Below are 26,108 nucleotides of genomic sequence, written 5' to 3'. Positions count from 1 at the left end.
CATTTTTGCGGAAGTAGTTCAGTGGTAGAATACAACCTTGCCAAGGTTGGGGTCGCGGGTTCGAATCCCGTCTTCCGCTTTTTTACTTCGGGGCCTTAGCTCAGCTGGGAGAGCGCCTGCCTTGCACGCAGGAGGTCAGCGGTTCGATCCCGCTAGGCTCCATTATAAATTAGAAAAAACCTTACATCAAAAGATGTAAGGTTTTTTGTTTATCCTGCTTAATAAGGACAAGTTTCCATTCATTTCGTTTACAATAGAAAGATAGAGTAAAATATAGGCTTCGAATTAAAGCGTGTTTGGATACGGGGAATGGGGGGATGAGTGTTGAAAATTGTTATTGCATCTGATTCATATAAAGAAAGCTTACGAGCGATAGAAGTATGTAAGGCTATTGAAAAGGGATTTACTAAAATTTTTCCTGAAGCTGAGTATGTAAAAGTCCCAATCGGAGACGGAGGAGAAGGTACTGTCCAGTCCCTTGTTGATGCTACGGGTGGAAAGATTATTTCACTTTATGTAACAGGCCCACTTGGAGGGCTTGTAGAGGGATTTTACGGCATTTCGAAGGATGAAAGAACGGCTTTTATTGAAATGGCAGCAGCATCTGGATTACATCATGTTCCAGTTAACAAGCGAAATCCTCTCATCACAACAACAAAAGGAACAGGAGAGCTTATATTAGATGCGCTGGATAAAGGCGTACAGCACATCATTTTAGGGCTTGGAGGAAGTGCTACGAACGATGGGGGTACTGGCATGCTTTCTGCCCTAGGTGTAAAGTTTTTAAAGAAAGATGGACAAGTAATAGAACCTGTCGGTGGAAATTTACATTCAATTGATTCTTTAGATTTAGTGAAATTGGATTCTCGTTTAGCACATGTAAAAATAGAAGCAGCGTGTGATGTAGATAATCCTTTAACAGGACAAAAAGGAGCATCTTTTGTATTTGCAAAGCAAAAGGGTGCTAGTGGAGAAATGATTGTACAGTTAGATGATAACTTAAAGCATTATGCTCATTTATTAAAACAGCAGTTACATATTGATGTAGAAAAGATTTCAGGTGCAGGAGCAGCGGGGGGATTAGGTGCAGCAGTTGTTGCTGTACTACAAGGGGAATTAAGAAAAGGAATTGAAATTGTATTGGATTATACAAATTTTGATGAACATATAAAAGAAGCCGATCTTGTCCTTACCGGTGAAGGAAGAATAGATGTACAAACAGCTTATGGAAAAGCTCCAGTTGGGGTTGCTAGGCGTGCGAAGCAATTTCATATACCTGTTATAGCTATTGGAGGTTCTGTACTATCTAACCACATTTTAGTGTATAAAGAAGGAATAGATGCTGTGTTTAGTGCCACATCAAGTCCAATGACACTAGAAGAAGCTTATATAGTAGCAAAGGAAAATATTGAAATAACCGCACGAAATATCGCATCTGTATGGAAACTAGCATCAGAAAAACGTCTCTAATATAGGAGGCGTTTTTTTATTTTCAATTATTTATGAATACATGTGCAATGAGGTTTCTGTAGAAAAGGTTCATTTTATACATGAAATTTCTTTAGGATATAGATTTCTACGTAGATATGGGTGAATAGAGTGTATATACATACAAAAAAATGTCGAGTTGAGTCAGACTATATAAAAGATTTAAAATATTTAGTGAAGGCATAAAAGGGGGAGACTATCTATGAAGAAAGAAATTTCAATCGTTGGAGTTCCAATGGACTTAGGACAAATGCGTCGCGGGGTTGATATGGGACCAAGTGCAATTCGTTATGCGGGAGTAATTGAAAGAATTCAAAATATTGGGTATGACGTAGAAGATATCGGAGACCTATGTATTGAAAGAGAACAGGAGATAGATGAAGATACAAAATTAAGAAACCTTACACAAGTTGCAAATGTTTGTGATGAACTAGCAAGTAAGGTTGATCATATTATAGAAAAAGGTCGTTTTCCACTGGTACTAGGTGGAGACCATAGTATTGCTATTGGGACACTTGCAGGAGTGGCAAAGCACTATAAAAATTTAGGAGTTATTTGGTACGACGCACATGGAGATTTAAATACGGAAGAGACATCGCCGTCTGGTAACATTCACGGCATGTCACTTGCAGCGAGCTTAGGATATGGACATCCTTCACTCGTTAATTTATATGAAGAGTATCCAAAGATTAAAAAGGAAAACGTTGTTATTATCGGTGCACGTGCATTGGATGAAGGTGAAAAAGATTTCATTCGTAATGAAGGAATTAAAGTATTTACAATGCATGAAATTGATCGTATGGGTATGACTGCTATTATGGAAGAAACAATTGCTTATTTATCTCATACAGATGGTGTTCATTTATCATTAGATTTAGATGGACTTGATCCACATGATGCGCCAGGAGTTGGCACACCTGTAACTGGTGGGCTATCGTATCGTGAAAGCCATTTAGCGATGGAAATGTTAGCAGAGGCTGATATTATTACATCTGCTGAGTTTGTTGAAGTAAATCCAATTCTAGATGAGAAAAATAGAACGGCAACAACGGCGGTAGCTTTAATGGGTTCTTTATTCGGTGAAAAACTAAAGTAAATGTAAGAAAAGCAGCTGAGATGCTGCTTTTTTTATTTTAAAATGAGAGTATAATAGTGAGTTATATTATACCGTTCTGCAAAAAAAGTTCGACATCTTACCAATTTCCACCAAGGCGGTAATGTCGTTTGTAATTGTCGTTTCTTTCATGTATGGTATAATTAACTAGTTGTTGTAAATACATACAGATAGAGCAGAATAATAATATTTCAATATATGGATAAAATTGCTCATAAGTAGGAGGAAGGGTTAGCATGCCTTTTGGAGATATGAACCTTTTGAAATATCTCAGTACGATATTAGACATCGCCGTTGTGTGGTTTGTTATATATAAGCTAATTCTTGTAATCCGAGGCACAAAAGCTGTTCAACTTTTGAAAGGGATTACAGTTATTATTATCGTTCGTATATTAAGTTATTTATTTGAGTTGCATACATTGCAGTGGCTCACAGACCAAGCTTTGACATGGGGATTTTTAGCCGTAATTATTATTTTCCAACCAGAGCTTAGACGAGCGCTTGAACAATTGGGAAGAGGAAGCTTGTTCTCCCGTGCAATTGGTCAGGAAGAAGAAGAATATGAAATCGTTGCGAATGCAGTGGCAAAGGCAACCGAATATATGGGTAAAAGACGTATTGGTGCGCTTATTACGTTATCTAGAGAAACTGGAATGGGAGATTATGTGGAAACTGGAATTCCTTTAAATGCGAATGTCTCATCAGAACTTCTTATTAATATCTTTATTCCAAATACGCCACTTCATGATGGAGCAGTTATTATGCAAGGAAATACGATTAAAGCAGCAGCTTGTTACTTGCCATTATCGGAAAGCCCGTTCATATCAAAAGAATTAGGAACGCGCCACCGGGCTGCGATGGGAGTTAGTGAAGTCACTGATAGCATTACAGTAGTTGTATCAGAAGAAACAGGCCAAATTTCTTTAACTAAAAATGGAGAATTACATCGTAATTTAAAAGTCGAACAGCTGAAAGAAATGCTTTTAGCAGAGTTTAGTGGAAATGTGAAAACAACTTCTTCATCTTTATGGAATTGGAATTGGAGGAGAAAGCGTCATGGATAAGTTAATGGAGAACCACTGGTTTTTAAAAGGAATTTCATTACTATTGGCGTTCATGCTTTACATGTCAACGAATTTGTCAGACAAAAATACAACAGGGAATAAGAATACATCACCGTTTCCAACAGGTGATATAACTGAAACAGTGTCTAACATTGTAGTAGCAGTAAACTACGATGAAGATAAATATATTGTAAACGGCATCCCCAAGTATGTAAAAGTGAAATTGGAAGGACCCAAAAACGTGATTACTGCAGCAAGATCACAACGCGAGTTTGGTGTATCTTTAGATTTACGTGGGTACTCTACTGGAACATATGATGTTCCTTTAAAATATACCGGGATGGAAAACAATTTAAAAGCAACCGTTCAACCAGAGAAAGTTAAAGTTACGATTCAAAATAAGGTGAAAAAATCATTTCCTGTGGAAGTGAAGTATTCAAATGAGAATCAAATGCCGGGTGGTAGTATGGGGGCTAATCCAACTATTAAACCAGGGACTGTTGAAGTTACCGGTACAGAAGAGGAACTAGCAAAAGTTGCGCTTGTCAGGGCGTATATTGATTTGAAGGGGATAACAAAAACAGTCACAAAGACAGCTGAAATTGTATTGTATGATGAGGACGGACGGAAGTTAGACTTACAAGCAACACCGTCTAAAGTAAATGTTACAATCCCAGTTTCAAATTCAACTGCGACAAATAATATTGAGAAAACAGTTCCATTAACTTATGTGAAAAAAGGAAATGTACCGGAAGGGCTAGCTGTTACAAATATCAGTATCGAGCCAAATGAGGTGACAATAGCGGGTCCCAAAGATGTTTTGGATAATATAAAGTCCTTGGAGGGCGTCGAAGTAGATCTTAGTAAAATTACGGAGTCTACAACATTCGATGCCTCTGTTTTATTACCGAAAGGTGTAACAAATGTAAGTCCCAGCCATGTCAAGGTTTCTGTCGAAGTGCAAAAGCAAAAAAGTACAAAGCATAAGACAATCGACGGCATTTCTATACAAAAAAATGGACTATCAGATGAATTCACTTTACAACTACTTTCTCCGCAAAATGGAAAGATAAGCGTTGATATTTCAGGGGAAGCAAGTATAGTAGATGAAATAACAGCAGCACAAATAACAGCGGCAATTAATCTACAAAATATATCTCCTGGTACGCATGATATTCCAATTCAGGTTAGTGGTCCTAATGGTATTTCAATAGAAGCAAAACAAAAAAATGCGAAGGTAACTCTTGTTAAGAAAGAAAAACCAGATCAAGAAGTACAAGGTAAGCCAGAGCAACCAGATTCACCAAAAGATAATGAGACTGAAACAGAAAAACCAAAAGAAGAGGATCAAAACAAAGAACCTGAAAAAGAGAATGAAGAAAAACAAGAGGAAACTCAAAAACAAAAAGAGCAAGAAAAAGGAGCGAATAGCAATGGGTAAATATTTCGGTACAGATGGTGTGCGCGGTGTCGCGAATGAGGAATTGACGCCTGAATTAGCGTTTAAAATTGGACGTTTTGGAGGATATGTATTAACAAAAGATACAGATCGTCCAAAAGTTATTATCGGTCGTGACACACGTGTGTCTGGTCATATGTTAGAAGGTGCGTTAGTAGCAGGTCTATTATCAACTGGAGCTGAAGTTATGCGCCTTGGCGTTATTTCAACTCCTGGAGTTGCTTATTTAACAAAAGCACTAGATGCACAAGCAGGTGTTATGATTTCAGCATCTCATAACCCAGTACAAGATAACGGAATTAAATTCTTCGGTTCAGATGGATTTAAACTAACTGATGAGCAAGAAGCAGAAATTGAGGCTTTATTAGATAAAGCAGTAGATGAATTACCACGTCCAACAGGAACAGAACTTGGACAAGTGAACGATTACTTTGAAGGTGGACAAAAATACTTACAATACATTAAACAAACTGTAGAAGAAGATTTCTCAGGCTTACATATTGCTTTAGATTGTGCACATGGGGCAACGTCTTCTTTAGCACCATATTTATTTGCAGATTTAGAAGCTGATATTTCTACAATGGGAACTTCACCAAACGGCATGAACATTAATGATGGTGTTGGTTCTACGCATCCAGAAGGCCTAGCAGAACTAGTAAAAGAAAAAGGTGCAGATATTGGACTTGCATTCGATGGCGATGGAGACCGTTTAATTGCAGTAGATGAAAAAGGAAACATCGTTGATGGCGATCAAATTATGTATATTTGTGCAAAGTACATGAAAGAAACTGGTCAGCTAAAACATAACACAGTTGTTTCAACAGTTATGAGTAACTTAGGTTTCTATAAAGCGCTTGAAGCAAACGGTATTACAAGTAATAAAACAGCAGTTGGTGATCGCTACGTAATGGAAGAAATGAAACGCGGTGGTTATAACCTTGGTGGTGAACAATCTGGTCATATTATCTTACTTGATTACATTACAACTGGAGATGGAATGTTAAGTGCACTTCAGCTTGTAAACATTATGAAAATGACGAAAAAACCATTGTCTGAGCTTGCAAGTGAAATGACAAAGTTCCCACAATTATTAGTGAACGTTCGTGTAACAGACAAAAAATTAGCATTAGAAAATGAAAAAATTAAAGAAATCATCCGTGTGGTAGAAGAAGAAATGAACGGAGATGGTCGTATCCTTGTTCGTCCTTCTGGAACAGAACCACTTATTCGTGTAATGGCAGAAGCACCAACACAAGAGATTTGTGACGGATATGTACATCGTATTGTAGAAGTTGTGAAAGCTGAAGTTGGCGCTGAATAATTCGTTGATTCTATACAAAAAAGGAGCACAAAGAGTGCTCCTTTTTCATATGTTTTATAGATAATGAAAAATTTTCATTGACGGTTTATGTTGTTTGTTATAAGATTGTCTTGTTCTTTTTCTCAAAGTAAATATGTAAATTATAAAAGCGCCAGAACTACAAGTTGTGTAGTTGACGAGGAGGAGTTTTATCGAGATTTCGGCGGATGACTCCCGGTTGTTCATCACAACCGAAGGCTTTTACTTAAATCACTAAGGTGACTTGGTGGACAAAGGTAAAAGTGTGATGAGAGAAAAGGAACGGATGAATACTAGCTGTATAAGAAGTATACGGACTTAAACCCAATCGAGAGGAAGGTGAAAGCCGTTACAGACTTACAGGGCTAGCAATATGTAATCCGTTTTTTATATATAAATAATGGGATCGGACTATGTCGTTACATGTTCGCAGAGCAATGTAAGCATTTGTAACGGCGACTAAACATGTGTGGAATCGTAGGATTTATTGGAGAGCAGGATGCAAAGGAAATTTTATTAAAAGGTTTAGAAAAGCTAGAGTACCGTGGATATGATTCAGCGGGTATTGCAGTACAAGCAGAGAACGGTGTTGTTGTATACAAAGAAAAAGGCCGTATTGCAAAACTTCGTGAAATCGTAGATGGGGACGTAACAGCAAGCGTGGGAATCGGTCACACACGCTGGGCTACACACGGTGTTCCAAGTACAGTAAACGCACATCCGCATCAAAGTACATCAAAGCGCTTTACGCTCGTTCATAATGGTGTAATTGAAAACTATGAACTAGTGAAAAAAGAATATCTTCAAGATGTAACGTTTGTAAGTGAAACAGATACAGAAGTTATCGTGCAGCTTATGGAACAGCAAGTAAGCACAGGATTAAGTGTAGAAGATGCATTCCGTCAAACGTTATCGATTTTACATGGTTCTTATGCGATAGGATTACTTGATGCTGAAAATCCAAACATGATTTATGTTGCTAAAAACAAAAGCCCGCTATTAGTAGGTGTTGGTGACAACTTTAATGTTGTTGCGAGCGACGCAATGGCGATGTTACAGGTTACAGATCAATTTATCGAGTTAATGGATAAAGAAATGGTAATCGTAACACAAGAAAGTATTACAATTAAAAACTTACAAGGTGAAACGATTGAGCGTGCACCGTTTACAGCGGAATTAGATGCAAGTGATATTGAAAAAGGAACATATCCTCATTTCATGCTAAAAGAAATTGATGAGCAACCACTTGTAATCCGTAATATCATTCAAAAATATCAAAATGAAAATGGCGAAATTGAATTAAATGAAGACATTCGTAATGCGATTTTAGATAGCGATCGTATTTATATTATTGCATGTGGAACAAGTTATCATGCAGGGCTTGTTGGAAAGCAATTCATTGAGAAATTTGCAAAAGTACCTGTAGAAGTACATGTAGCAAGTGAATTCTCTTACAATATGCCATTATTAACAGAAAGACCATTCTTCATTTACATTTCACAAAGTGGTGAAACTGCAGATAGCCGTGCAGTACTTGTACAAACAAATGAAATGGGTCATAAAGCATTAACAATTACAAACGTACCAGGTTCTACGCTTTCTCGTGAAGCAGATTATACATTACCTTTATATGCAGGACCAGAAATTGCAGTTGCTTCTACGAAAGCTTACACAGCTCAGCTTGCAGTGCTTTCAATTTTAGCAGCTGACATTGCAAAAGCTAAAGGTGAAGTTCTTGATTTCGACTTAACACACGAATTAGGTCTTGTAGCGAATGCAATGGAAGTGCTTTGTGATCAAAAGGAAGAAATGGATGCACTAGCAAAACAATTTTTAGCAACAACTCGCAACTGCTTCTTCATCGGACGTAGCGTAGACTTCTTCGTAGGATTAGAAGGGGCGTTAAAATTAAAAGAAATCTCTTACATCCAAGCAGAAGGATTTGCTGGTGGAGAATTAAAACACGGTACAATCGCGTTAATTGAACAAGGTACACCAGTTATCGCACTTGCTACACAAGAGCACGTAAACCTTGGAATTCGCGGTAACGTGAAAGAAGTAGTAGCACGCGGAGCAAACCCATGTATCATCTCAATGAAGGGCTTAGAAATGGAAGGTGACAGCTTCGTACTACCAGCTGTACACGAAGCATTAGCACCGCTTGTAGCAGTTATTCCATTACAACTTATCTCGTACTACGCAGCGCTTCACCGTGAGTGTGATGTTGATAAGCCTCGTAACTTAGCTAAGTCTGTTACGGTTGAGTAGGAAATTAAGCAATTTATAATCTTTGTGTTAAATGACAATAAAGTTGTTTAATTTACAATAAAGTCGTTTAAAAACAAATAAAGTTGTTTAAAATTTGAACGTTTAACATCCGTTCGCTTATAATTAAAATAAGCGAACGGATGTTTTTTATTTTTGGAGGGAAATGATGGTCAACACTAAACAGAGGGTAGCAAAGCGACGCAAGGCTTTAAATGAAATTCAAAATCTAATAGATAATGCATCTAACCTATTAATTATTCACTACTCATGTGAAAGTTTTTATGACATAAAAGATGGACGAACACCTAGAATTACATCTATTGCAGTTCGTTTTTTTAATACTGGACAAACTGAAACATTTTCTATTCATAAAGTTGCTGAAAAGAAAGGGTTTTTAACAGAGATAGAAAGTCATTATGACGAGTTAGAAAAAGTTATGCTAGGTGAATTTTATAGATTTGTAAAGGCACATCAGAGCTTTAATTGGGTTCATTGGAATATGCGTGACATTAACTATGGATTTCAAGCAATAGAGCATAGATTTAGTGTGTTGGGAGGAAAGCCAACTGTTATCCCTGATTCACAGAAATTTGATTTAGCCCGAAAATTAGTGGATATTTATGCTGATTATGCGGATCATCCAAGACTTGAAAAATTAATTGAATTAAATAAAATCACTAAAAAAGATTTTATGGGTGGAGCAGAAGAAGCAAAAGCTTTTGATGAGCAGAAATATGTTGAGCTACATCGTTCAACTCTTAGAAAAGTGGACGTTTTTCACTCAATACTTGAGAGAGTTATTGATAAAAGTCTTAAAACAAAAAGTAATTGGCGACATATTTATGGTTTAACTCCTCAAGGTGTATTTGAAACTATTAAAGATCATTGGTTATTTGCTTTAATTTCTATAATTATTGGTGCTGCATTATCAACTTGGTTCGGTAAACTCTTTTAGATACCTTAGTATAGAGGAGGAAAAAGAATGTCTAAACGCCAAACAGGTTGGACAGAAGCAAAGATAGCTCGTTATGCAAAAGAAGGGCGTGGGCAGGGAGAATTATCATCGTATAAGCCTTGGTTAATTATTCAAGATGTTCCATCAAGTGGCCGTGTCCATCGTGTAATGGGGTGGAAAACAGAGAGAGAACATCACTTTTTATCTGATATGGAATTTAATTATTTTTGTTTATGTGACTGGGCAGAGAATGTAATAGATATTCGAGAACAGTTTCCATTGGATAGAGAAATTACATTGAAAATTGCTGATAAGTTAAATGTTAAGCATCCTGTAGATAAGCAAATACCTATTGTTATGACAACTGATTTCTTTTTAACTGTTCGAGATGACAAAGGTACTTCATATAAAGCGCGGACAATAAAAGCCAGTAACGACCTAAACAACAACAGAATTATTGAAAAATTCGAAATAGAAATAGCGTATTGGGAAGAGCAAGGCATTGAATGGGGGATTGTAACAGAGCTAGAATACCCTAATGCTCTTCTCAGCAATTTAAAGTTCTTACATCAAAGCTATGAAGTTGATAATGATGAGCTAGCTTTGTTTTTGTCTGAGTGGGAGAATTTTGAGGGGAAATTATTATCTAATTTAAAATTATTCGATGCTAAATACAATTTTGAAGATGGAACTGGGATTTCATTATTTAAACATGCACTAGCAAAGCGATTACTTAAAATCGATATGAATAAACCAATTGTTGGATTCCAAGAAGATGTGAAAAACATAGAGATTTTAAAACAACGTGATGATACTGCGAGGTGGGCATAATGTATTTTTATGTAAATGAAATTCTCCAAGACCAAAGTGCAGAAAATAAATATCGTATTTTGTGGATTGATCCTGATAGTGTGATTTTATATGTAATAGAGTTAGAGAATCCAAAAGCTTTTCCAGAGAAAAAGCTTATTTCAGAATTAAAGGAAGCCATTATTGTCGGCGATTGGATAAAAGTAAAAGGTGATGCATTTATACAACATGTTTCAAAGGATTATGAAACGAAACATTATGAAGCAAGAGATACGGCTTGGGAAATAATAAAAACTGTTGTTGAAAATGAGCCAAATGTTTATGAAAAATTATTTCGTACAAAGTTAATACGTGAAGTGTGTGTGAACCATAATATCTCGTACCCAGCTATTCGTAAATATTTATATAAATATTGGTCTAGAGGTAAAACAATAGATGCTCTTTTACCGGATTATAAAAATTCTGGTGCTAGAGGGAAAGAACGTTCATCTAATGAGAAAAAGCGAGGTCGCCCTTCTAAATATGGGATTGAAGGCATTAATGTAGATGAAGAAACAAAGAAGATATTTAGAGTAGCATTAGAAAAGTATTATTTGACATCTAAACAAAACAAAATGACGGATGCGTATAAATATATGATTAAAGAGTTTTACGCTAAGGATATTTACTATGAAAATGGTGTGGAGAGAATTATTTTAGAAGATGAAGATATGATTCCTTCAATACGTCAATTTCGTTATTGGTATCAAAAAGAATATAACGCTCCTGAAGTATTGAAAGCTCGAAAAGGTGAAAAGCGATTTAATAAAGATCATCGAGCAGTGTTAAGTACATCGCTGTCAGAGGTATTTGGACCAGGTTCACGCTACCAAGTTGACGCAACAATTGCAGATGTTTATTTAGTTTCGGAAGTAAATCGTAATTGGATTATAGGGCGTCCTGTGGTGTATTTAGTAATGGATGTTTTTAGTAGAATGGCTGTAGGCATGTATGTTGGTTTAGAAGGTCCTTCATGGGCAGGAGCAATGATGGCTTTAACAAATGTAGTAGCTAATAAAAAAGCTTATTGTGCAGAGTATGAGATTGAAATAAATGAAGATGATTGGCCCTGTTGTCATCTACCAGAAATTTTGTTAGCAGATAAAGGTGAGCTTGAAGGATACAATGTTGAACGACTGGTAAAAGCGTTTAATTTACATGTTGAAAACGCGGCCTCCTACCGAGCAGATTGGAAAGGAATCGTTGAGAAGCAATTTGATTTAATCCAGAAGAAAGTAAAACCAATGTTACCAGGCTATATTGATGTGGATTTCCAAGAACGTGGTGCAAAGGATTATCGTCTGGACGCTAAATTGACATTGAGAGAGTTTACACAAATTCTGATTAAACAAATTCTACAGTACAATACAAAGCATTATTTAAAGTCTTATGTGAGAGATAAAGATTTAGTTGCAGACGATGTTCAGGCGATTCCTCTTAAATTATGGAATTGGGGTATTCAAAATCGTACAGGGAAACTCAGGGTATTTCCAGAAGAACTTGTGAAATTGCAACTGCTACCTAGAGGGATTGCTACAGTAAATCATAAGGGAATTCAGTTTAAAGGTATTTCATATAGCTGTGATAAAGCTTTAAAAGATGTTTGGTTCGAAAATGCTCGAATGAGAGGGTCGTGGAAAGTTGAGTTAGCATATGATCCTCGAAATATGAGTCATGTTTATGTAGTGGATGATTCTTTAGGTTATTTTGAAGAATGCTATATGCTAGATGTTTCGAAACGATATGAAGGATTAAGCTTGGATGAAATCACATACTGGCGACAAGACGAAAAACAATTGGAGAAGGAACAAAATCATCAGCAACTACAAGAAGATATTGATTATATAGCAGATGTGGAAGCTATTATAAAGCAAGCTGAAAAAGCGAAACAATCACAGCAAGATACATCGTTGAGTAAAGCTGAACAAGTGGGGGCAATACGAGCGAATCGTAAAGAGGAAAAAGAACGACAAAGAAAAATAGAATCGAAGCCAATCATTGAAAAAGAAACACAGACGACAGGGGTAATCCAGTTTCCTCAAACTGTTGCTGACACAGATTTCAAACGACCTAATGTACGAGAGTTTTTGAAGCGTAGAAAGGAAGATAAAGATGAATGAACCAGTAAACTTCCGCAATATTACGCAGGCTGTCTATGTTGAGCAAGAGGTAGTAGATTTTCGTGGCAATCCCTTAATTGAAGCTTTGCCACCAATTCTTTCACCAGAAGAAGCTTATGAAAAAATGAGCTATTATCCAGCTTTTGATGCAATTGAAGCATCATTACCGACACATGTACGCTATCATGCTATACCAAGAATTAATCGATTTTTTCAACCAGTTATGCAACACCTTGATTTAGAACAAAGATTTTCAAGATTATTACGTCATGGCTATGTTAGTCGGAATCCTAGACTACCAGATTATAATCGTGCTTTAAATGGTACTCAAGATATTCGCTCAACGGCTTCTAGTATGACATTGATGGGATTCTCAGGTATCGGTAAGACTACTGCCATAGAACGTATTTTATCACTTTATCCGCAAGTGATTTTACATGAATATCCTTTGAATTTAATGCAAGTTGTCTGGCTTAAGTTAAATTGTCCACATGACGGTTCACTAAAATCGCTATGTTTAGATTTCTTTTTAAAAATGGATCAGTTACTTGGTACCAATTATTATGAGAAGTTTGGAAGTCGTAGGAATTCAATTAGCTCGATGGTAACGAGAATGGGCCAAATAGCGAGGTTGCATTGTATAGGGGCAATTGTCATTGATGAAATTCAACATCTATTAGCGACGAGAGATAATAATTCAGAGAAGATGATGAACTTCTTTGTGACACTTGTAAATGAAGTTGGTGTACCTATTATGATGATTGGTACGATGCGTGCAAAAGCAGTCTTACAGCAGGATTTCTGCCAAGCTCGTCGTGGTAGTGGTCAAGGCGACATGGTTTGGCAACAGATGAAAAAGGATGATGATTGGAATTTACTCATCGAAAGTCTTTGGGAGTATCAATGGATTAAGTACCATACACCACTAACAGAAGAATTAAATCAAGCCCTATATGATGAAAGCCAAGGTATTGTTGATATAGCCGTTAAATTATTTGCATTAGCCCAAGGTAGAGCCATTGAAACAGGTGTTGAGCAATTTACACCAACAGCTATTAAGCAAGTTGCTAAAGATGATTTGAAGCTTGTTCAGCCAATGCTAAAAGCATTAAGAGATGGTAGGACATCAGAGTTAGAAAAATATGCAGATATTATGCCGATGGATATTGAAGAATATCTCGTATTACGACAGTCAAAAATTGATTTACGTGCAACGATTCAGAGGAAAAAGGAACTCCAGTCTCAAAAACGTCAAGAGAAAAGCATAACAAGTGTAGAAACAATCATGAATTCTTTAATTGCTTTAGGTATAGATGTGGAAGTTGCTCAAAAGGTAGCAACAAAAACTATTAAGGAAAATACGGACCTGTCACTACCCCAGTTAATGAAAATAGCGATTGAACATGCAGATACAGTGAATAGACCTAAAGCAAGATCTGTGAAGCAAGAAGATATCGTTTTATTAAGGATTGTTGAGACAGCTAAAAAGAATAAGCAGTCTAATTATGAAGCATTAAAGGAAGCTGGATACATCAAATCGCCAATAGATGAATTTGCAATCTAGGAGGCATTGCTATGATCGCTTATTTACCTTCTCTTTACTTAGATGAGTTGTTGTACAGTTGGTTTGCTCGTTACCATGAACATTATGGAAACAATAGTCCAAAACATACGATGAAAGAGTTATTTGGTAGTGCGAGTATATCAGCGGTAGTAGATTTACCTGCTAATATATCTGCTTTTTGTGAGAATATAAAACGATTTAACCCACCAAACTCAAAAGAATTAATTGAACAACACACGCTTTATAAGTATTACACTTTCTTTCAACTAGAAGAAGTTAAAATAAAAGCTTTAGATTATATAGGAAATGGCGGTAAACCGGGAGCTATTCATATGTTCCTTGGGATTGCCGCATCCACGATAAAAGATTGGCAGTATATCAGATTTTGTCCAAGTTGCGTTAAGCAGGATAGGGAGAATTATGGAGAAGCCTATTGGCATATGCTCCATCAATTGCCTAAAGTACATTATTGTCATATACACCAAGAACCACTTCAAGATTCAAAAGTTGAATTACGTAATCCACAGAAACACGTATTCATTTCAGCGGAAAAAACTGAATTAGATAAACCCTATTTACAAACTTTATATTCTCAAAAAACAGAGCAGCATTTACGAAAGCTTTCAGGGGAAAGTGTTAAGTTAATACAAATAAACGAACAATTTGATTTGATACACATTCAACAAGTTTATAAATATCTAATGCAGGTTAACGGATATGCCAATTACTTCGGTAATGTAAATCAGCAATATTTTACACAACAGTTTAAGTTACATTATGGTGAAGAATTTTTATCATTAGTGGATTGTAACTTTGATGTGAACTCAGATACTTCATGGGTACGTAGTATTGTAAGGAAGCATCGAAAAGCTTTTCATCCAGTACAACATTTGTTGCTATTGAATTTTTTAGGCGTGTCAATTATAGAAATAAATAATGTAGTCGGCAAAGAGTATAAGCCATTCGGTGAAGCACCCTACTATTGTTTAAACCCAGCTACAAGTCATTATAAAGAGCGTGTAATTACAGATTTGAGTATCACTAATTGTACAGATACGAGAAAACCAGTTGGGACATTTACTTGTAGCTGTGGTTTTATTTATTCACGTAGAGGGCCAGATCAATACCAAGATGATGCATTTAAAGTAGGAAGAATAAAAAACTTTGGTGAAGTATGGAAAGCTAAATTACAACAGCTAGTAGCACAAGGATTAAGCTATTATGCAATTGCTCAAGTTTTAGAGTGTGATTATATAACTATAAAGAAATATGCAGAAACGAAGGATAGCATAGTAGAACCTCTCGCTTACTCAAATCTTTTACAACTCAAAAAAGAAACAGAGTGGCTGAATATATTAAAAGAGCATCCTTATCTAAATATTACAGAAATCAGAAAGTTAGCTCCGGCTTTATATGCGTGGCATTACCGAAATAATCGCCAATGGTTAAAAGAGAATTCTTCTAAAACTCATAGTAGGCAGACTGTCAATAATAGAGTTGATTGGAACAAGCGTGACTTAGAAGTCTTAGCAAAAGTCAAAAAGGAAATCGGTGAGCTATATGCTATAGAAAAGCCCGTTTATGTTAATAAAAGTCAATTAGGAAAAGCGATTGGTCAACTTTCATTGTTAGAAAAGTTATTAGATAAGCTTCCAAGCACAAAGGCATATTTAGAAAAAAATCTAGAAACACGCGAGCGGTACCAAATTAGACGCATTAAATGGGCTTGCAAGGTTATTTGTGAAAATAATGATGAACATGTAATGGAATGGAAAGTTCGTCGTCTGGCCGGATTAAGCAATAATTTAAGTATGGATGTTGAGCAAGCTCTCCAAAATGAAATAAGGAAGTATCAGCAAGGAGGAATTTTATTTGAAGTTAAGACCATGGACATTTAAGTATAACGAAGTCATGCTAAAGTGGTTGGGTAATGCAACTTTAAAAAAGAATAAATGGCTTATTCGTGCAGGGGTTGAATACAACAATCAAATAGAAATTTTAGAATTTCCTATTGCAGCTCTTCCGTTATTAAAAATAGGAGCCAAATATAAAGATGGTCAATTTCTCGAACATCTAGTCGATGGAATCATTTATGATGTGACAATTCCTACACTGGATCAATACAAAGTAGTTACGGCTTTAGAAGCTTGTAAAAAAGTTGATTATTACTTATTCGCTAATAAAGAATTGATGAATCAGTCGGTCTTTGAATTTTCAGTGGAAGGTAAAACATATTATTTTCCACAAACTGAATTTATAAGAGCTGTTTTTGCAATTAATAAAATCATATCAAATGCTATGGTAAGACCTAACGGAATAGAGTTTCTAGTTACTAATGCAAGATTAAATGGACAGAGAGCATTTTTAGAATTAGCAGATGATATTCCAAATAACATTGTGAAAGATGATGATTTCATTCGATACTTTGGATGGTTATATTTTAGTAAAATCTTAAAGTCTTCTTTCGAGTCCATTTGCACACTTCTTAATCAGAAGTTAATGAACAATCAGCAATTGAAGTTAGAAGTTTCTTTACCAAGTGTTGTAGATACATTTGTACGATTTAGAGGAATTAATAAAGGTAATAACTATTTAATGTTGGAATGGCTAGGTTCAGATATGGAAGGCACTACTTTTACAGACATAGAAGTAAAGCATAAAGCTTTCAAGAAACTAGTAGGGGCACAAGGGAAAAGAAAATATCGTAAGTCTATTAAAGAAAATGATGGCGAAAAGGTATTAAACGAAGATTTGGAAAAGCGCTCTAAACAAGATGCTAATCAGCAAGTAGTTGATATGCCAAGTACACAATTACAATTTGAAAATATTCCTAACGTACATAAGGTTTATGGAGCAGAACAGCAAGTGAATCAAGGAGAAATTTATCTTTCTAATCAAGGACAGGGCGGGGGTATTCAACAGGAGCAAGTTGTAGGATTTGATGAATCTATATATGGGGGAACTATTCAACCTATTGATTTTAAAACGTTGGAAGTTACGAATGACATTAGAGGTCAAGATTTGGAGAAGTTTATAAAGATGATTCGAGTTTTTCAAAGTGAGTATAAGAAATACTCAGTAGCATTAAATTTTGTTTATTTGCCAGGAGGGAGAACATTTTCATTTCTTGCAAATGGTAATCGTAGATTAGCTGCTATAGGTAGGATTACAAATCAATATATGACGGTATCTAGTTATCTTATAGAAGTATCTACTATGGATGGTCGATCGTTATCTACACTTTTAATAAAAAATATTTCAGATAATATGATTGAAAACATAATCAAAGAACTGTTAAAAAAACTTGTATATAATTCAGGGTCTTGGAATAGCGACAGTCTAAAGTATTTTGACTACATTCGTGTTAAACATACCAAACAAAATGAAAAAGAATGGTCGAGAAGGATAGAAAAATATTTATAAAAGGGGATAATTTCTAAATGGGTAGAGAAAAGAAAGATAGTGAATTTTTTTGTTTATATTACATTAATTTTAATAAAGTATTTGAAATAGCAATGTTGTTAGATAATAAAGTAGTTACAGCAGAAGAAAAACAAAAAGATAATAAACATAGTGTTAAATTAGCAGCAAAGGTAAAAACAATGTTAGCAACAGTTTTTGATAGTAGTGCTGAAGCATCTTATGACTATTCTCGTGGATCGCAATTAAAAACTACTGTAGAAGTAAAGATGACAAATTCGGTAGTTTTAAAAGAACTAATTAGTCAAATTAGTGTTACTGATATAAACATCTCAAGTGCTAAATATGGACAACTAATCAAAATTGATGATGTGAATTTGAGTTTAGTTAATGAAGAAGAAACAAGACAAATCAAATTAGTTAAACAAGGGGTTTTAGATAAGTTTATCCATGAGGATATTTCAATTGGAGAATTGGTGAAGCCCATGCTAAGTGACTACTCGTACCAGCTAACTGGAGAAAAAGAAGATGAAAATTATTTAATTAAAATTCCGGCTAATTCTGAGAATGAATTTGAGAATAATTATACTATTGATGATTTATTACTAGGACAAGTTTCTTTAATAGGGATATATAAAGGTTTGAAGAATTCGGATGATTTGAAAAATACATTCGCTTATCTTTCAAACACTAATAACAATCAAGATGCTGAAATTACAGATAGTAATACAGGTGAAGAAGTGAATGTAGAAAAAAGTTATCACTACATTGATATATTAGCTATAACTCAAAAAATACATATGTAAAGCGTGGTTAAATTATGCCGTTATATGATGTTAGTTATTATAATCAAAGAAACTATATTCAATATATTGAAAAACGTAGAAAAGAAAATATAGAGGTTGTCACTTTTCCATTTTTAGAAATCTACCAAAATCAAATTGACGATTTGTTTGAAGAAGGAGAATTTGACTTAGATTTAACAAGTGCTGCAAAAATAATAGCAAATAACGACACAATAACATACTTTTTAGAAAAAATTATATGTATATTAGATAACGGAGGGTATGGCAATATAAATTTCATTATAGACGAAAAATATATTGATGTATTGTTAAGATCATCTCCTTATTTTTCAAAAGGAGAAGCAATAGAGGTGGAAGATAACGAGACTAATGAAAGTATGGAAAAGGAAATAGTTATAAAAAAAACGAATTGTTGATAAATCTAATTTCGAGGAATTACAACAGTATTTAAACGAGAATTTGATAGGGCATAAAAGTCTCAAGAAAAATTTAATAGAAGAACTAAAAGTATATGAGTTTTTCAATCAACAAATTAAAGATCAACCTATTTTTTCTCTCTTTTTATTAGGACCTTCCGGAACAGGAAAAACCGAAATCGGAAGAACGTTACATAGATACTTAGATAAAAAAACTCCCGTTGCAAAAATTAATTTAGCGAATTATAAAAGTGAAAGTTCACTTTCTAGTCTCATAGGAAGTCCGCCGGGATATATAGGTAGTAATGATGAAAGCGATCTAGTTCGTAAGATAAAGACAAGTAATACGGGACTATTAATAATAGATGAATTTGAAAAAGCAGATGGGGCAATTCATAATTTCTTTTTACAACTTTTAGAGGAAGGTAAGTTTGATGATGCAATGGGGAATATACATGATTTAGACGGGTATATTATTGTTTTTACCTCCAATTTTAGTAGAAATGATTTTTTAAAAGACGTACCTTCAGAACTTAGATCTAGATTTAATTTAGTTACTGAATGTACACCTTTGGATTTAAAACACAGAAAAGAATATTTGGAAAAAGTTATTAAGGAATATAACTTAAATATAGATAATGAATTATCAGATGAGGATATAGAGGAGATAATTCAAAAAATAAAATATGAAGATGAAAGCAACCTTAGAAATTTGAGGAAGGTAGCAAGAAAAGAATTTTATAATTATGTAAATAAAGATTAGATAGATAATCTTTGAATAACAAAAGGATGAAAAGATAGTGTGAGATTATAAATTCACACTATCTTTTATTATTTTATGTGGAATATATTAGTAAGCATGTATAATAAGTGTAATACGGGGATTTTAAAATATTAATGTGAAATTCATAGATAAAGTGGTGATAGGATGAGTAACTTTTCGTTTTTTAATGGTGAGTGGGAAGTATTAGCTAAGCTAGGTGAGAGTGCTGAGCGTAATGTTTATATTGATCCGAATACAACAATTAGTAAATTACGATTACTCAGTGAAACCATTGCGAAAGCTGTACTCGCTTCAGATAATATTAAAGAATTTTATGATACCAATCAAATAGACCGATTAAATACAATGCAACGTGAAGGACTAGCAGAACCGGAAATTTTGGATATCTTCCACCTGCTTCGTAAAAAAGGGAATAAAGCTTCTCACGATGGTAGTTATGGGACGGCAGACGAAGCGAAGCAACTTTTAGCACTTGCTTACCAACTTTCTATTTGGTTTATGGAAGTGTACGTAGATTGGGAATTTAGTGCACCGAAGTTTATCGAGCCTACTAAAGAAGCCGATTCTTCTGCATTACAAGAACAAATTAAACAACTACAAGCAGAGATTGATAAGAAAGAAAAAACTTTAGAGAAACAACTTGAAGTGATTTCGGAACGTGAAGTGGAAAAAGAAGTTCGCATTCAACGTAAAGAAAAGTCACGTAATCACTTACGTAAACATCAACTGACAGAAGCACAAACACGTACGTTAATCGATGATAAATTACGTGCTGCTGGTTGGGAAGTTGATACAAACACAATCAACTTTAAAAAGCATAAAACAATGCCTGGAAAAAATAGAAATAAGGCGATTGCTGAATGGAAAATCGGTAGCCAATATGCAGACTATGCATTATTTATTGGTGAACAATTAGTAGGTTTAGTTGAAGCGAAAGCAAAACACCGTGACATTCCTGCAGCCCTTGAAAGTCAGGCGAAAAATTATGCGCGTAATGTCGTACAAATAGAAGGCATTCAACTATTACCTCCAAGTGGTGAATATAAAGTACCGTTTATTTATGCTTCAAATGGTCGCCAGTTCCTCCGCCAATTAGAAGATCAATCTGGTATTTGGTTCTGGGACACACGCCATCAAACAAAGCGTGCTCATGCACTTGAAGGTTGGCATTCACCAGAAGATTTAAAACTTTTATTGGATGTGAATGATGAAGAAGCAGATAAGCGATTGAAAGAGGAAGATATTACGAAGTTCGGTTTACGTGATTACCAACAAAAAGCAGTTTTATCTGCCGAAGAAGCATTAATGGAAGGTGCACGTAAAATGCTTGTTGCAATGGCGACAGGTACAGGAAAAACTCGTACAGCGATTGCATTAATGTATCGTTTGATTAAAGCGAAAAAATGTCGTCGTATTCTTTTCTTAGTAGACCGTAACTCATTAGGACAACAAACAGAAGATGCATTGAAAGATTCTAAAATGGAAAATGGTTTACCATTCTCTTCTATTTATGACGTGAAAACGCTTGAAGATATAACACCTGATGTTGAAACGAAAGTTCAAATTGCAACAGTTCAAGGGATGGTTCGACGTTTATTCTATAGCGAAGGCGAAAAACTTCCTTCTGTTGGACAATATGACTTTATTATTGTCGATGAAGCACACCGTGGCTATACAAGTGATAAGGAAATGGCAGACGAAGAGCTATTGTTCCGAAATCAAAATGATTATGTTAGTCAATATCGTCGTGTCATTGATTATTTTGATGCATCAGTTCTTGGTCTAACAGCAACACCAGCGCTTCATACAACTGAAATTTTTGGTAATCCAATTTATAAGTATTCTTATACAGAAGCTGTTTTAGATGGTTATTTAGTCGATCACGAACCACCTTATTTATTTGAAACAGAATTAAAGGAAAACGGTATTACATTTAATCAAGGTGAAGAAGTAGAAGTGTATGACCCTGAGGAAGGCGAAATCATTTTAGAACAGTTAGAAGATGAATTGAAATTTGAAGTTGAACATTTCAATAAAAAAGTCATTACAGAAGGATTTAATCGTGCTGTTTTAACAAAATTAACAGACTACATTGATCCTGAAAGTGATGAAAAAACCTTGATTTTTGCTGCGACAAATCAACACGCTGATTTAGTTGTACGCTTATTAAAAGAGGCATTTGCGGAGCGTGGTGATGAAGTATCGGACGATGCGATTGTGAAAATCACAGGATCCATTTACCGCCCAAATGAAATGATTAAGCGTTTCAAAAATGAAAAGCTACCGAATATTGTTGTAACAGTAGACCTTTTAACGACAGGAATTGATGTACCGGCAATTACAAATATCGTCTTTTTACGTCGTATTAAATCACGTATTTTATACGATCAAATGTTAGGTCGTGCAACACGATTATGTTCTGACATCAACAAAGAGGTATTCCGTATTTTTGATGCAGTTGGTATTTATCATCAACTTCAAAAATATACAGATATGAAGCCCGTTGTTAAAAAACAAAATGTATCAATTGGTGATTTACAAGAAGCATATATACAATCTGAGACAAAAGATGAAGCACAGCATTTCTTAGACCAGCTTGTTGCAAAAGTTCAACGTAAAAAGCAAAAGCTAGATGAAGCTGCGAAGAAAGAATTTGAGCAATTATCAAAGGGTGTCTCAGTCGATAAATTTGCACATGATATTCAAGACTATACTCAAAAGCAAGTAGAAACACACAGTGTATTATTTGAGTATATAGAGAAGTATAGAACAGAGAAGGAACTTCAAGTGATTTCAAAGCATGAAGATCAAGTAACAGCTGTTAATCGTGGTTATGGGGAAGGGAATACGCGACCAGTCGATTATTTAGATGGTTTTGTTCAATATATTCGTGATAACTTGAATGAAATTCCTGCGCTTCAAATCGTTTGTCAGCGTCCAAAAGATTTAACGAAAGGTGACCTTCGTGAAATTATTGTGCTGTTAAGTACCGAGGGATATAAAGAGAACGATCTTCGTAATGCCTGGAAGCAGGCGAAGAATGAGGAAATTGCGGCGGATATTATTAGTTTTATTCGGCAAGCTGCACTCGGTGAAGCATTGGTCGATCAAGAAACGCGTGTGAAAAATGCGATGAAAAAAGTGTATGCGATGCATGATTGGACACCAAGACAGAAAAAATGGTTACAACGCATAGAAACACAACTGTTAAAGTTCCCAGTATTAGCACCAACACCAGAAGATGCTTTTTCAGAAGAACCTTTTAAAAGCCAAGGTGGCTATACAAGGCTCAAAAAAGAACTTGGTGAGGATGAAGTAAATCAACTTGTTTATGCTATCAATGAAGGGCTTTATGCAGGTTAATATTAAAGGGGCTCTACTAATGAGCTCCTTTTGATTTACTCTTAAAAAAGATATAATAAGAAGCAGTGTTTTATATTAGGAGGAACAAGATGAATAACAATGAAATCGTCTCAAAACTTTGGGGATTAGCAAATGTATTACGTGATGACGGTATTACATACCAACAATATGTAACGGAATTAACATATATTCTATTTTTAAAAATGATGAAGGAACAAGAAACAGAAAGTGTTATTCCAGAAGGTTATCGTTGGGATGACTTATTAGCAAAAGAAGGTATTGAGTTAAAAGAATTTTACCAAGCATTATTATTAAAGCTAGGATCTTCAGAAACAGAAAATGAACGTCTACGTGCGATTTATAGTGGTGCAGCTACAAGCATTGATGAACCAAAAAACTTGGAAAAGCTTATCAAGTCCATTGATGAATTAGATTGGTACAATGCGAAAGAAGAGGGTCTCGGTGATTTATATGAGGGACTTCTTGAGAAAAATGCAAGTGAGAAAAAATCAGGTGCAGGTCAATACTTTACACCACGCGTACTTATTGATGTAATGGTCGAATTAATTGATCCAAAACCGGGTGAAAAACTAAATGACCCAGCAGCAGGAACATTTGGCTTTATGATTGCAGCCGATCGTTATTTAAAAGAAAAAACAGATGATTATTTTGAATTAACACCAGAGCAAGCAGAATTCCAAAAGAAAGAAGCATTTGCTGGCATGGAGCTTGTAAAGGATACGCATCGATTAGCTCTTATGAATGCTTTGTTACATGATATTGAAGGTCCACTGGAACAAGGTGATACACTATCTGCTAATGGTAAGTGGATGAAAAACTTTGATGTTGTTTTAACGAACCCACCATTCGGTACGAAAAAAGGTGGCGAACGCGCAACACGTGATGACTTAACGTTTGAAACATTGAATAAGCAGTTAAATTTCTTACAAGTTATATATAATTCACTAGTGACTAATGGGCATGGGAGAGCAGCTGTAATACTACCTGAAAATGTATTAACCGATGTTGGTGTAGGAACGCAAATTCGTCGTGATTTAATGGATAAATGTGATTTACATACAATTTTAAGATTACCAGTAGGCATATTTTATGCCAAAACTGTTAAAACCAATGTATTATTTTTTAAACGTGGCACAACAGATAAAGGAAATACAAAAGAAGTTTGGGTATATGACCTTCGTACAAATATGCAGTCATTTGGTAAACGTACACCACTAACTCATAAGCACTTTGAAGATTTTATTAAAGCCTACAATGCTGAAAATCGTGAATCGATTGCAGATGAGCGTTGGAACAAGTTTACACGTGAAGACATTACAAGAAAAGATGACAGCTTGGATATCGGGTTAATTGCAGATGAATCGTTATTAGCCTACGATAACTTACCAGACCCAATCGAATTGGCTGAAGGAGCCATCTCAAAACTTTCACAAGCAATGAGCCTACTGCAAGAAGTAGTAGACAAGTTACAAGCAATTGAGGTGAAAGAAGATGGCGAGTAAGAAAGATAAAGTAAAGACGATAGGTGAACTATTGGAAGAAGCATTAGTACCAGAAGATGAACAGCCTTATGAAATTCCTGAGAATTGGGTCTGGACAAATATTAATAATATTATATGTACTATGGAAAATAGAAAACCAAAAGATATCAATGGCGGTATTTTCCATTATATAGATGTAGATGCCATAGATAACAAGAATCAAAAATTAGCTGAGTTTAAAGAATTAGAAATTAGCAATGCTCCAAGTCGTGCTCAAAGAAAAGTGAGAAAAAATGATGTTTTAATATCACTGGTAAGACCTTATTTAAAAAATATTGCTCTAATTGATTTTGAAGATGCAAAATTAGTTGCTTCTACAGCATTTTATGTTTGTAATACAAAAAATAAAGTTGATCCAAAATATCTATACTATTACCTAATGTCTCCGATAGCAACAAAATATTTAAACGAACATACTAAGGGAGATAATTCTCCCTCTGTAAGAAGCAGTGATTTTGAAAAGTTGCCAATTCCTTTGCCAAATAAATCAAAGCAAATTGAGATAGTTGATTTATTATGTAAGACTTTCTCAAAAATAGAAAAAGCTCAACAATTAATTGAAGAAGCAAAAGAAACATTTGAACTTCGTAAAGCAGCGATTCTTTATAATGCTTTTAGTGGCAATTTGACTAAAGAATTTAGAAAGAACCCAAAAAAGAAAACATATATTGAACTTGAAAGTAATAAAGTTAAAAAGTTTAAATCTCAATTAGACCCTAAGATAAAAGAAAATCTCTATGTATTACCGGAAGGTTGGAAATGGATAGAGCTAAATGATCTGATTGAAAATATGACTTATGGTAGTTCCTCAAAGACAAATGATGATGTTAGTGGAACACCAATTATTAGAATGGGGAATATACAAGAGGGCGAAATTACAAAAGTAGATTATAAATACTTACCTAATGACCATCCTGATGTATTAAAGTTTGATGTACAAACTAATGATATATTATTTAATCGTACAAACAGTTATGAACTTGTAGGTAAATCAGCAATAATAACTGAAGAATTTGATGGTAAGTATTCTTTTGCTTCTTATTTAATACGCTTACGTTTAGTTGAAAAAGATGTTTTAGCCCCTTATATTGTTCAATTTATCAATTCTCACATTGGTAGAGAAATGTTACTTTCAATGGTCACTCAACAAGTTGGTCAAGCGAACATTAATTCTCAAAAATTAGCATCAATAATGATACCATTGCCAACTATTGAAGAAATTAAGGAAATTAATAAGCAGCTTAAAGAATTAAAAGATAGAGAAAGAAATACTATAAAAATTTTAGAGTTAGATTCTTCAGTGAATAATTTAAAACAATCTATCCTTTCAAAAGCCTTCAAAGGTGAACTTGGTACAAATGATCCAAATGATCCAAATGATGAGCCAGCCATTGAACTTTTAAAATCGATTATTAAAGAAAAGTTGTAATTAAATCTATTCGATTAACAGCAATTAGATTTTTAAACAACTTTATTGTTCTTAAAATGTCTCACACTGAAAGGAGTAAACTAATTTTTAAATAACTTTAATAACCAC

At 34.8% G+C, this 26,108-nt stretch carries 18 protein-coding genes, 2 tRNA genes and 1 pseudogene; all 21 read left to right on the top strand.

What is annotated here, in order from left to right; genetic code table 11:
* Positions 1-7 precede the first annotated feature (7 nt).
* Positions 8-79 (top strand) — tRNA-Gly (locus tag LOK41_RS16835).
* Between the two features lie 10 nt (positions 80-89).
* Positions 90-162: transfer RNA gene (locus tag LOK41_RS16830), tRNA-Ala, on the top strand.
* Between the two features lie 162 nt (positions 163-324).
* Positions 325-1,470 (top strand): glycerate kinase, encoded by a 1,146-nt coding sequence (locus LOK41_RS16825; protein ID WP_241817512.1) that lies wholly within the window; start codon positions 325-327, stop codon positions 1,468-1,470.
* Between the two features lie 220 nt (positions 1,471-1,690).
* On the top strand, positions 1,691-2,584 hold the full coding sequence (gene rocF / locus LOK41_RS16820; protein ID WP_241817511.1) for an arginase: 894 nt from the start codon (positions 1,691-1,693) through the stop codon (positions 2,582-2,584).
* Positions 2,585-2,838: 254 nt separating this feature from the next.
* Complete coding sequence (gene cdaA, locus LOK41_RS16815; protein WP_174102578.1) at positions 2,839-3,666, top strand: diadenylate cyclase CdaA; 828 nt, start codon at positions 2,839-2,841, stop codon at positions 3,664-3,666.
* Positions 3,659-5,107, top strand: coding sequence for a CdaR family protein (locus tag LOK41_RS16810; RefSeq protein ID WP_241817510.1), 1,449 nt, complete (start codon positions 3,659-3,661; stop codon positions 5,105-5,107). Before cdaA ends, LOK41_RS16810 begins: the two co-directional genes overlap by 8 nt.
* Positions 5,100-6,446, top strand: coding sequence for a phosphoglucosamine mutase (glmM, locus tag LOK41_RS16805; RefSeq protein ID WP_241817509.1), 1,347 nt, complete (start codon positions 5,100-5,102; stop codon positions 6,444-6,446). The genes LOK41_RS16810 and glmM overlap by 8 nt, the downstream gene beginning before the upstream one ends.
* A 286-nt stretch (positions 6,447-6,732) precedes the next feature.
* Positions 6,733-6,917: pseudogene (locus tag LOK41_RS16800) on the top strand (hypothetical protein).
* 12 nt (positions 6,918-6,929) lie between these two features.
* Positions 6,930-8,732, top strand: a complete 1,803-nt coding sequence (gene glmS / locus LOK41_RS16795; RefSeq protein ID WP_241817508.1) for a glutamine--fructose-6-phosphate transaminase (isomerizing) — start codon at positions 6,930-6,932, stop codon at positions 8,730-8,732.
* A gap of 166 nt (positions 8,733-8,898) precedes the next feature.
* Positions 8,899-9,687: a hypothetical protein gene (locus LOK41_RS16790; RefSeq protein WP_241817507.1), complete on the top strand. Its 789-nt coding sequence runs from the start codon at positions 8,899-8,901 to the stop codon at positions 9,685-9,687.
* 27 nt (positions 9,688-9,714) lie between these two features.
* On the top strand, positions 9,715-10,518 hold the full coding sequence (locus LOK41_RS16785) for a TnsA endonuclease N-terminal domain-containing protein (protein ID WP_241817506.1): 804 nt from the start codon (positions 9,715-9,717) through the stop codon (positions 10,516-10,518).
* A complete protein-coding gene (locus tag LOK41_RS16780) occupies positions 10,518-12,656 on the top strand; it encodes a Mu transposase C-terminal domain-containing protein (protein ID WP_241817505.1) in 2,139 nt (712 codons plus the stop codon). Before LOK41_RS16785 ends, LOK41_RS16780 begins: the two co-directional genes overlap by 1 nt.
* Entirely contained in the window at positions 12,649-14,220 is a 1,572-nt protein-coding gene (locus tag LOK41_RS16775; protein ID WP_241817504.1) for an ATP-binding protein, read from the top strand. The genes LOK41_RS16780 and LOK41_RS16775 overlap by 8 nt, the downstream gene beginning before the upstream one ends.
* An 11-nt stretch (positions 14,221-14,231) precedes the next feature.
* Positions 14,232-16,118, top strand: coding sequence for a TnsD family Tn7-like transposition protein (locus tag LOK41_RS16770; RefSeq protein WP_241817503.1), 1,887 nt, complete (start codon positions 14,232-14,234; stop codon positions 16,116-16,118).
* Positions 16,093-17,643, top strand: coding sequence for a Tn7-like element transposition protein TnsE (locus LOK41_RS16765; RefSeq protein WP_241817502.1), 1,551 nt, complete (start codon positions 16,093-16,095; stop codon positions 17,641-17,643). The genes LOK41_RS16770 and LOK41_RS16765 overlap by 26 nt, the downstream gene beginning before the upstream one ends.
* Before the next feature lie 17 nt (positions 17,644-17,660).
* Complete coding sequence (locus tag LOK41_RS16760; RefSeq protein ID WP_241817501.1) at positions 17,661-18,446, top strand: hypothetical protein; 786 nt, start codon at positions 17,661-17,663, stop codon at positions 18,444-18,446.
* A 14-nt stretch (positions 18,447-18,460) separates the two neighbouring features.
* On the top strand, positions 18,461-18,862 hold the full coding sequence (locus tag LOK41_RS16755) for a hypothetical protein (RefSeq protein WP_241817500.1): 402 nt from the start codon (positions 18,461-18,463) through the stop codon (positions 18,860-18,862).
* Positions 18,863-18,905: 43 nt separating this feature from the next.
* Entirely contained in the window at positions 18,906-19,625 is a 720-nt protein-coding gene (locus LOK41_RS16750; protein ID WP_241817499.1) for an AAA family ATPase, read from the top strand.
* Positions 19,626-19,790: 165 nt separating this feature from the next.
* Positions 19,791-23,009, top strand: a complete 3,219-nt coding sequence (hsdR, locus tag LOK41_RS16745) for a type I restriction-modification system endonuclease (RefSeq protein ID WP_241817498.1) — start codon at positions 19,791-19,793, stop codon at positions 23,007-23,009.
* Between the two features lie 89 nt (positions 23,010-23,098).
* A complete protein-coding gene (locus LOK41_RS16740; RefSeq protein ID WP_241817497.1) occupies positions 23,099-24,532 on the top strand; it encodes a class I SAM-dependent DNA methyltransferase in 1,434 nt (477 codons plus the stop codon).
* The gene (locus LOK41_RS16735; protein ID WP_241817496.1) at positions 24,522-26,000 is read left to right on the top strand and encodes a restriction endonuclease subunit S; all 1,479 of its coding nucleotides are present in this window, start codon (positions 24,522-24,524) and stop codon (positions 25,998-26,000) included. Before LOK41_RS16740 ends, LOK41_RS16735 begins: the two co-directional genes overlap by 11 nt.
* Positions 26,001-26,108: the final 108 nt, after the last annotated feature.

Source organism: Bacillus sp. TL12 (genome assembly GCF_022625245.1).
Classification (GTDB): Bacteria; Bacillota; Bacilli; order Bacillales; family Bacillaceae_G; genus Bacillus_A.
This window is presented reverse-complemented; position numbering and strand designations above follow the sequence as displayed.

Bases quoted from the DNA above. Each gene is read 5' to 3' on its own strand.
- glmM (WP_241817509.1), top strand. From the start codon at position 5,100: ATGGGTAAATATTTCGGTACAGATGGTGTGCGCGGTGTCGCGAATGAG.
- LOK41_RS16735 (WP_241817496.1), top strand. From the start codon at position 24,522: ATGGCGAGTAAGAAAGATAAAGTAAAGACGATAGGTGAACTATTGGAA.
- LOK41_RS16775 (WP_241817504.1), top strand. From the start codon at position 12,649: ATGAATGAACCAGTAAACTTCCGCAATATTACGCAGGCTGTCTATGTT.
- LOK41_RS16770 (WP_241817503.1), top strand. From the start codon at position 14,232: ATGATCGCTTATTTACCTTCTCTTTACTTAGATGAGTTGTTGTACAGT.
- LOK41_RS16780 (WP_241817505.1), top strand. From the start codon at position 10,518: ATGTATTTTTATGTAAATGAAATTCTCCAAGACCAAAGTGCAGAAAAT.
- LOK41_RS16740 (WP_241817497.1), top strand. From the start codon at position 23,099: ATGAATAACAATGAAATCGTCTCAAAACTTTGGGGATTAGCAAATGTA.
- rocF (WP_241817511.1), top strand. From the start codon at position 1,691: ATGAAGAAAGAAATTTCAATCGTTGGAGTTCCAATGGACTTAGGACAA.
- LOK41_RS16810 (WP_241817510.1), top strand. From the start codon at position 3,659: ATGGATAAGTTAATGGAGAACCACTGGTTTTTAAAAGGAATTTCATTA.
- glmS (WP_241817508.1), top strand. From the start codon at position 6,930: ATGTGTGGAATCGTAGGATTTATTGGAGAGCAGGATGCAAAGGAAATT.
- hsdR (WP_241817498.1), top strand. From the start codon at position 19,791: ATGAGTAACTTTTCGTTTTTTAATGGTGAGTGGGAAGTATTAGCTAAG.
- cdaA (WP_174102578.1), top strand. From the start codon at position 2,839: ATGCCTTTTGGAGATATGAACCTTTTGAAATATCTCAGTACGATATTA.
- LOK41_RS16785 (WP_241817506.1), top strand. From the start codon at position 9,715: ATGTCTAAACGCCAAACAGGTTGGACAGAAGCAAAGATAGCTCGTTAT.
- LOK41_RS16760 (WP_241817501.1), top strand. From the start codon at position 17,661: ATGGGTAGAGAAAAGAAAGATAGTGAATTTTTTTGTTTATATTACATT.
- LOK41_RS16790 (WP_241817507.1), top strand. From the start codon at position 8,899: ATGGTCAACACTAAACAGAGGGTAGCAAAGCGACGCAAGGCTTTAAAT.
- LOK41_RS16755 (WP_241817500.1), top strand. From the start codon at position 18,461: ATGCCGTTATATGATGTTAGTTATTATAATCAAAGAAACTATATTCAA.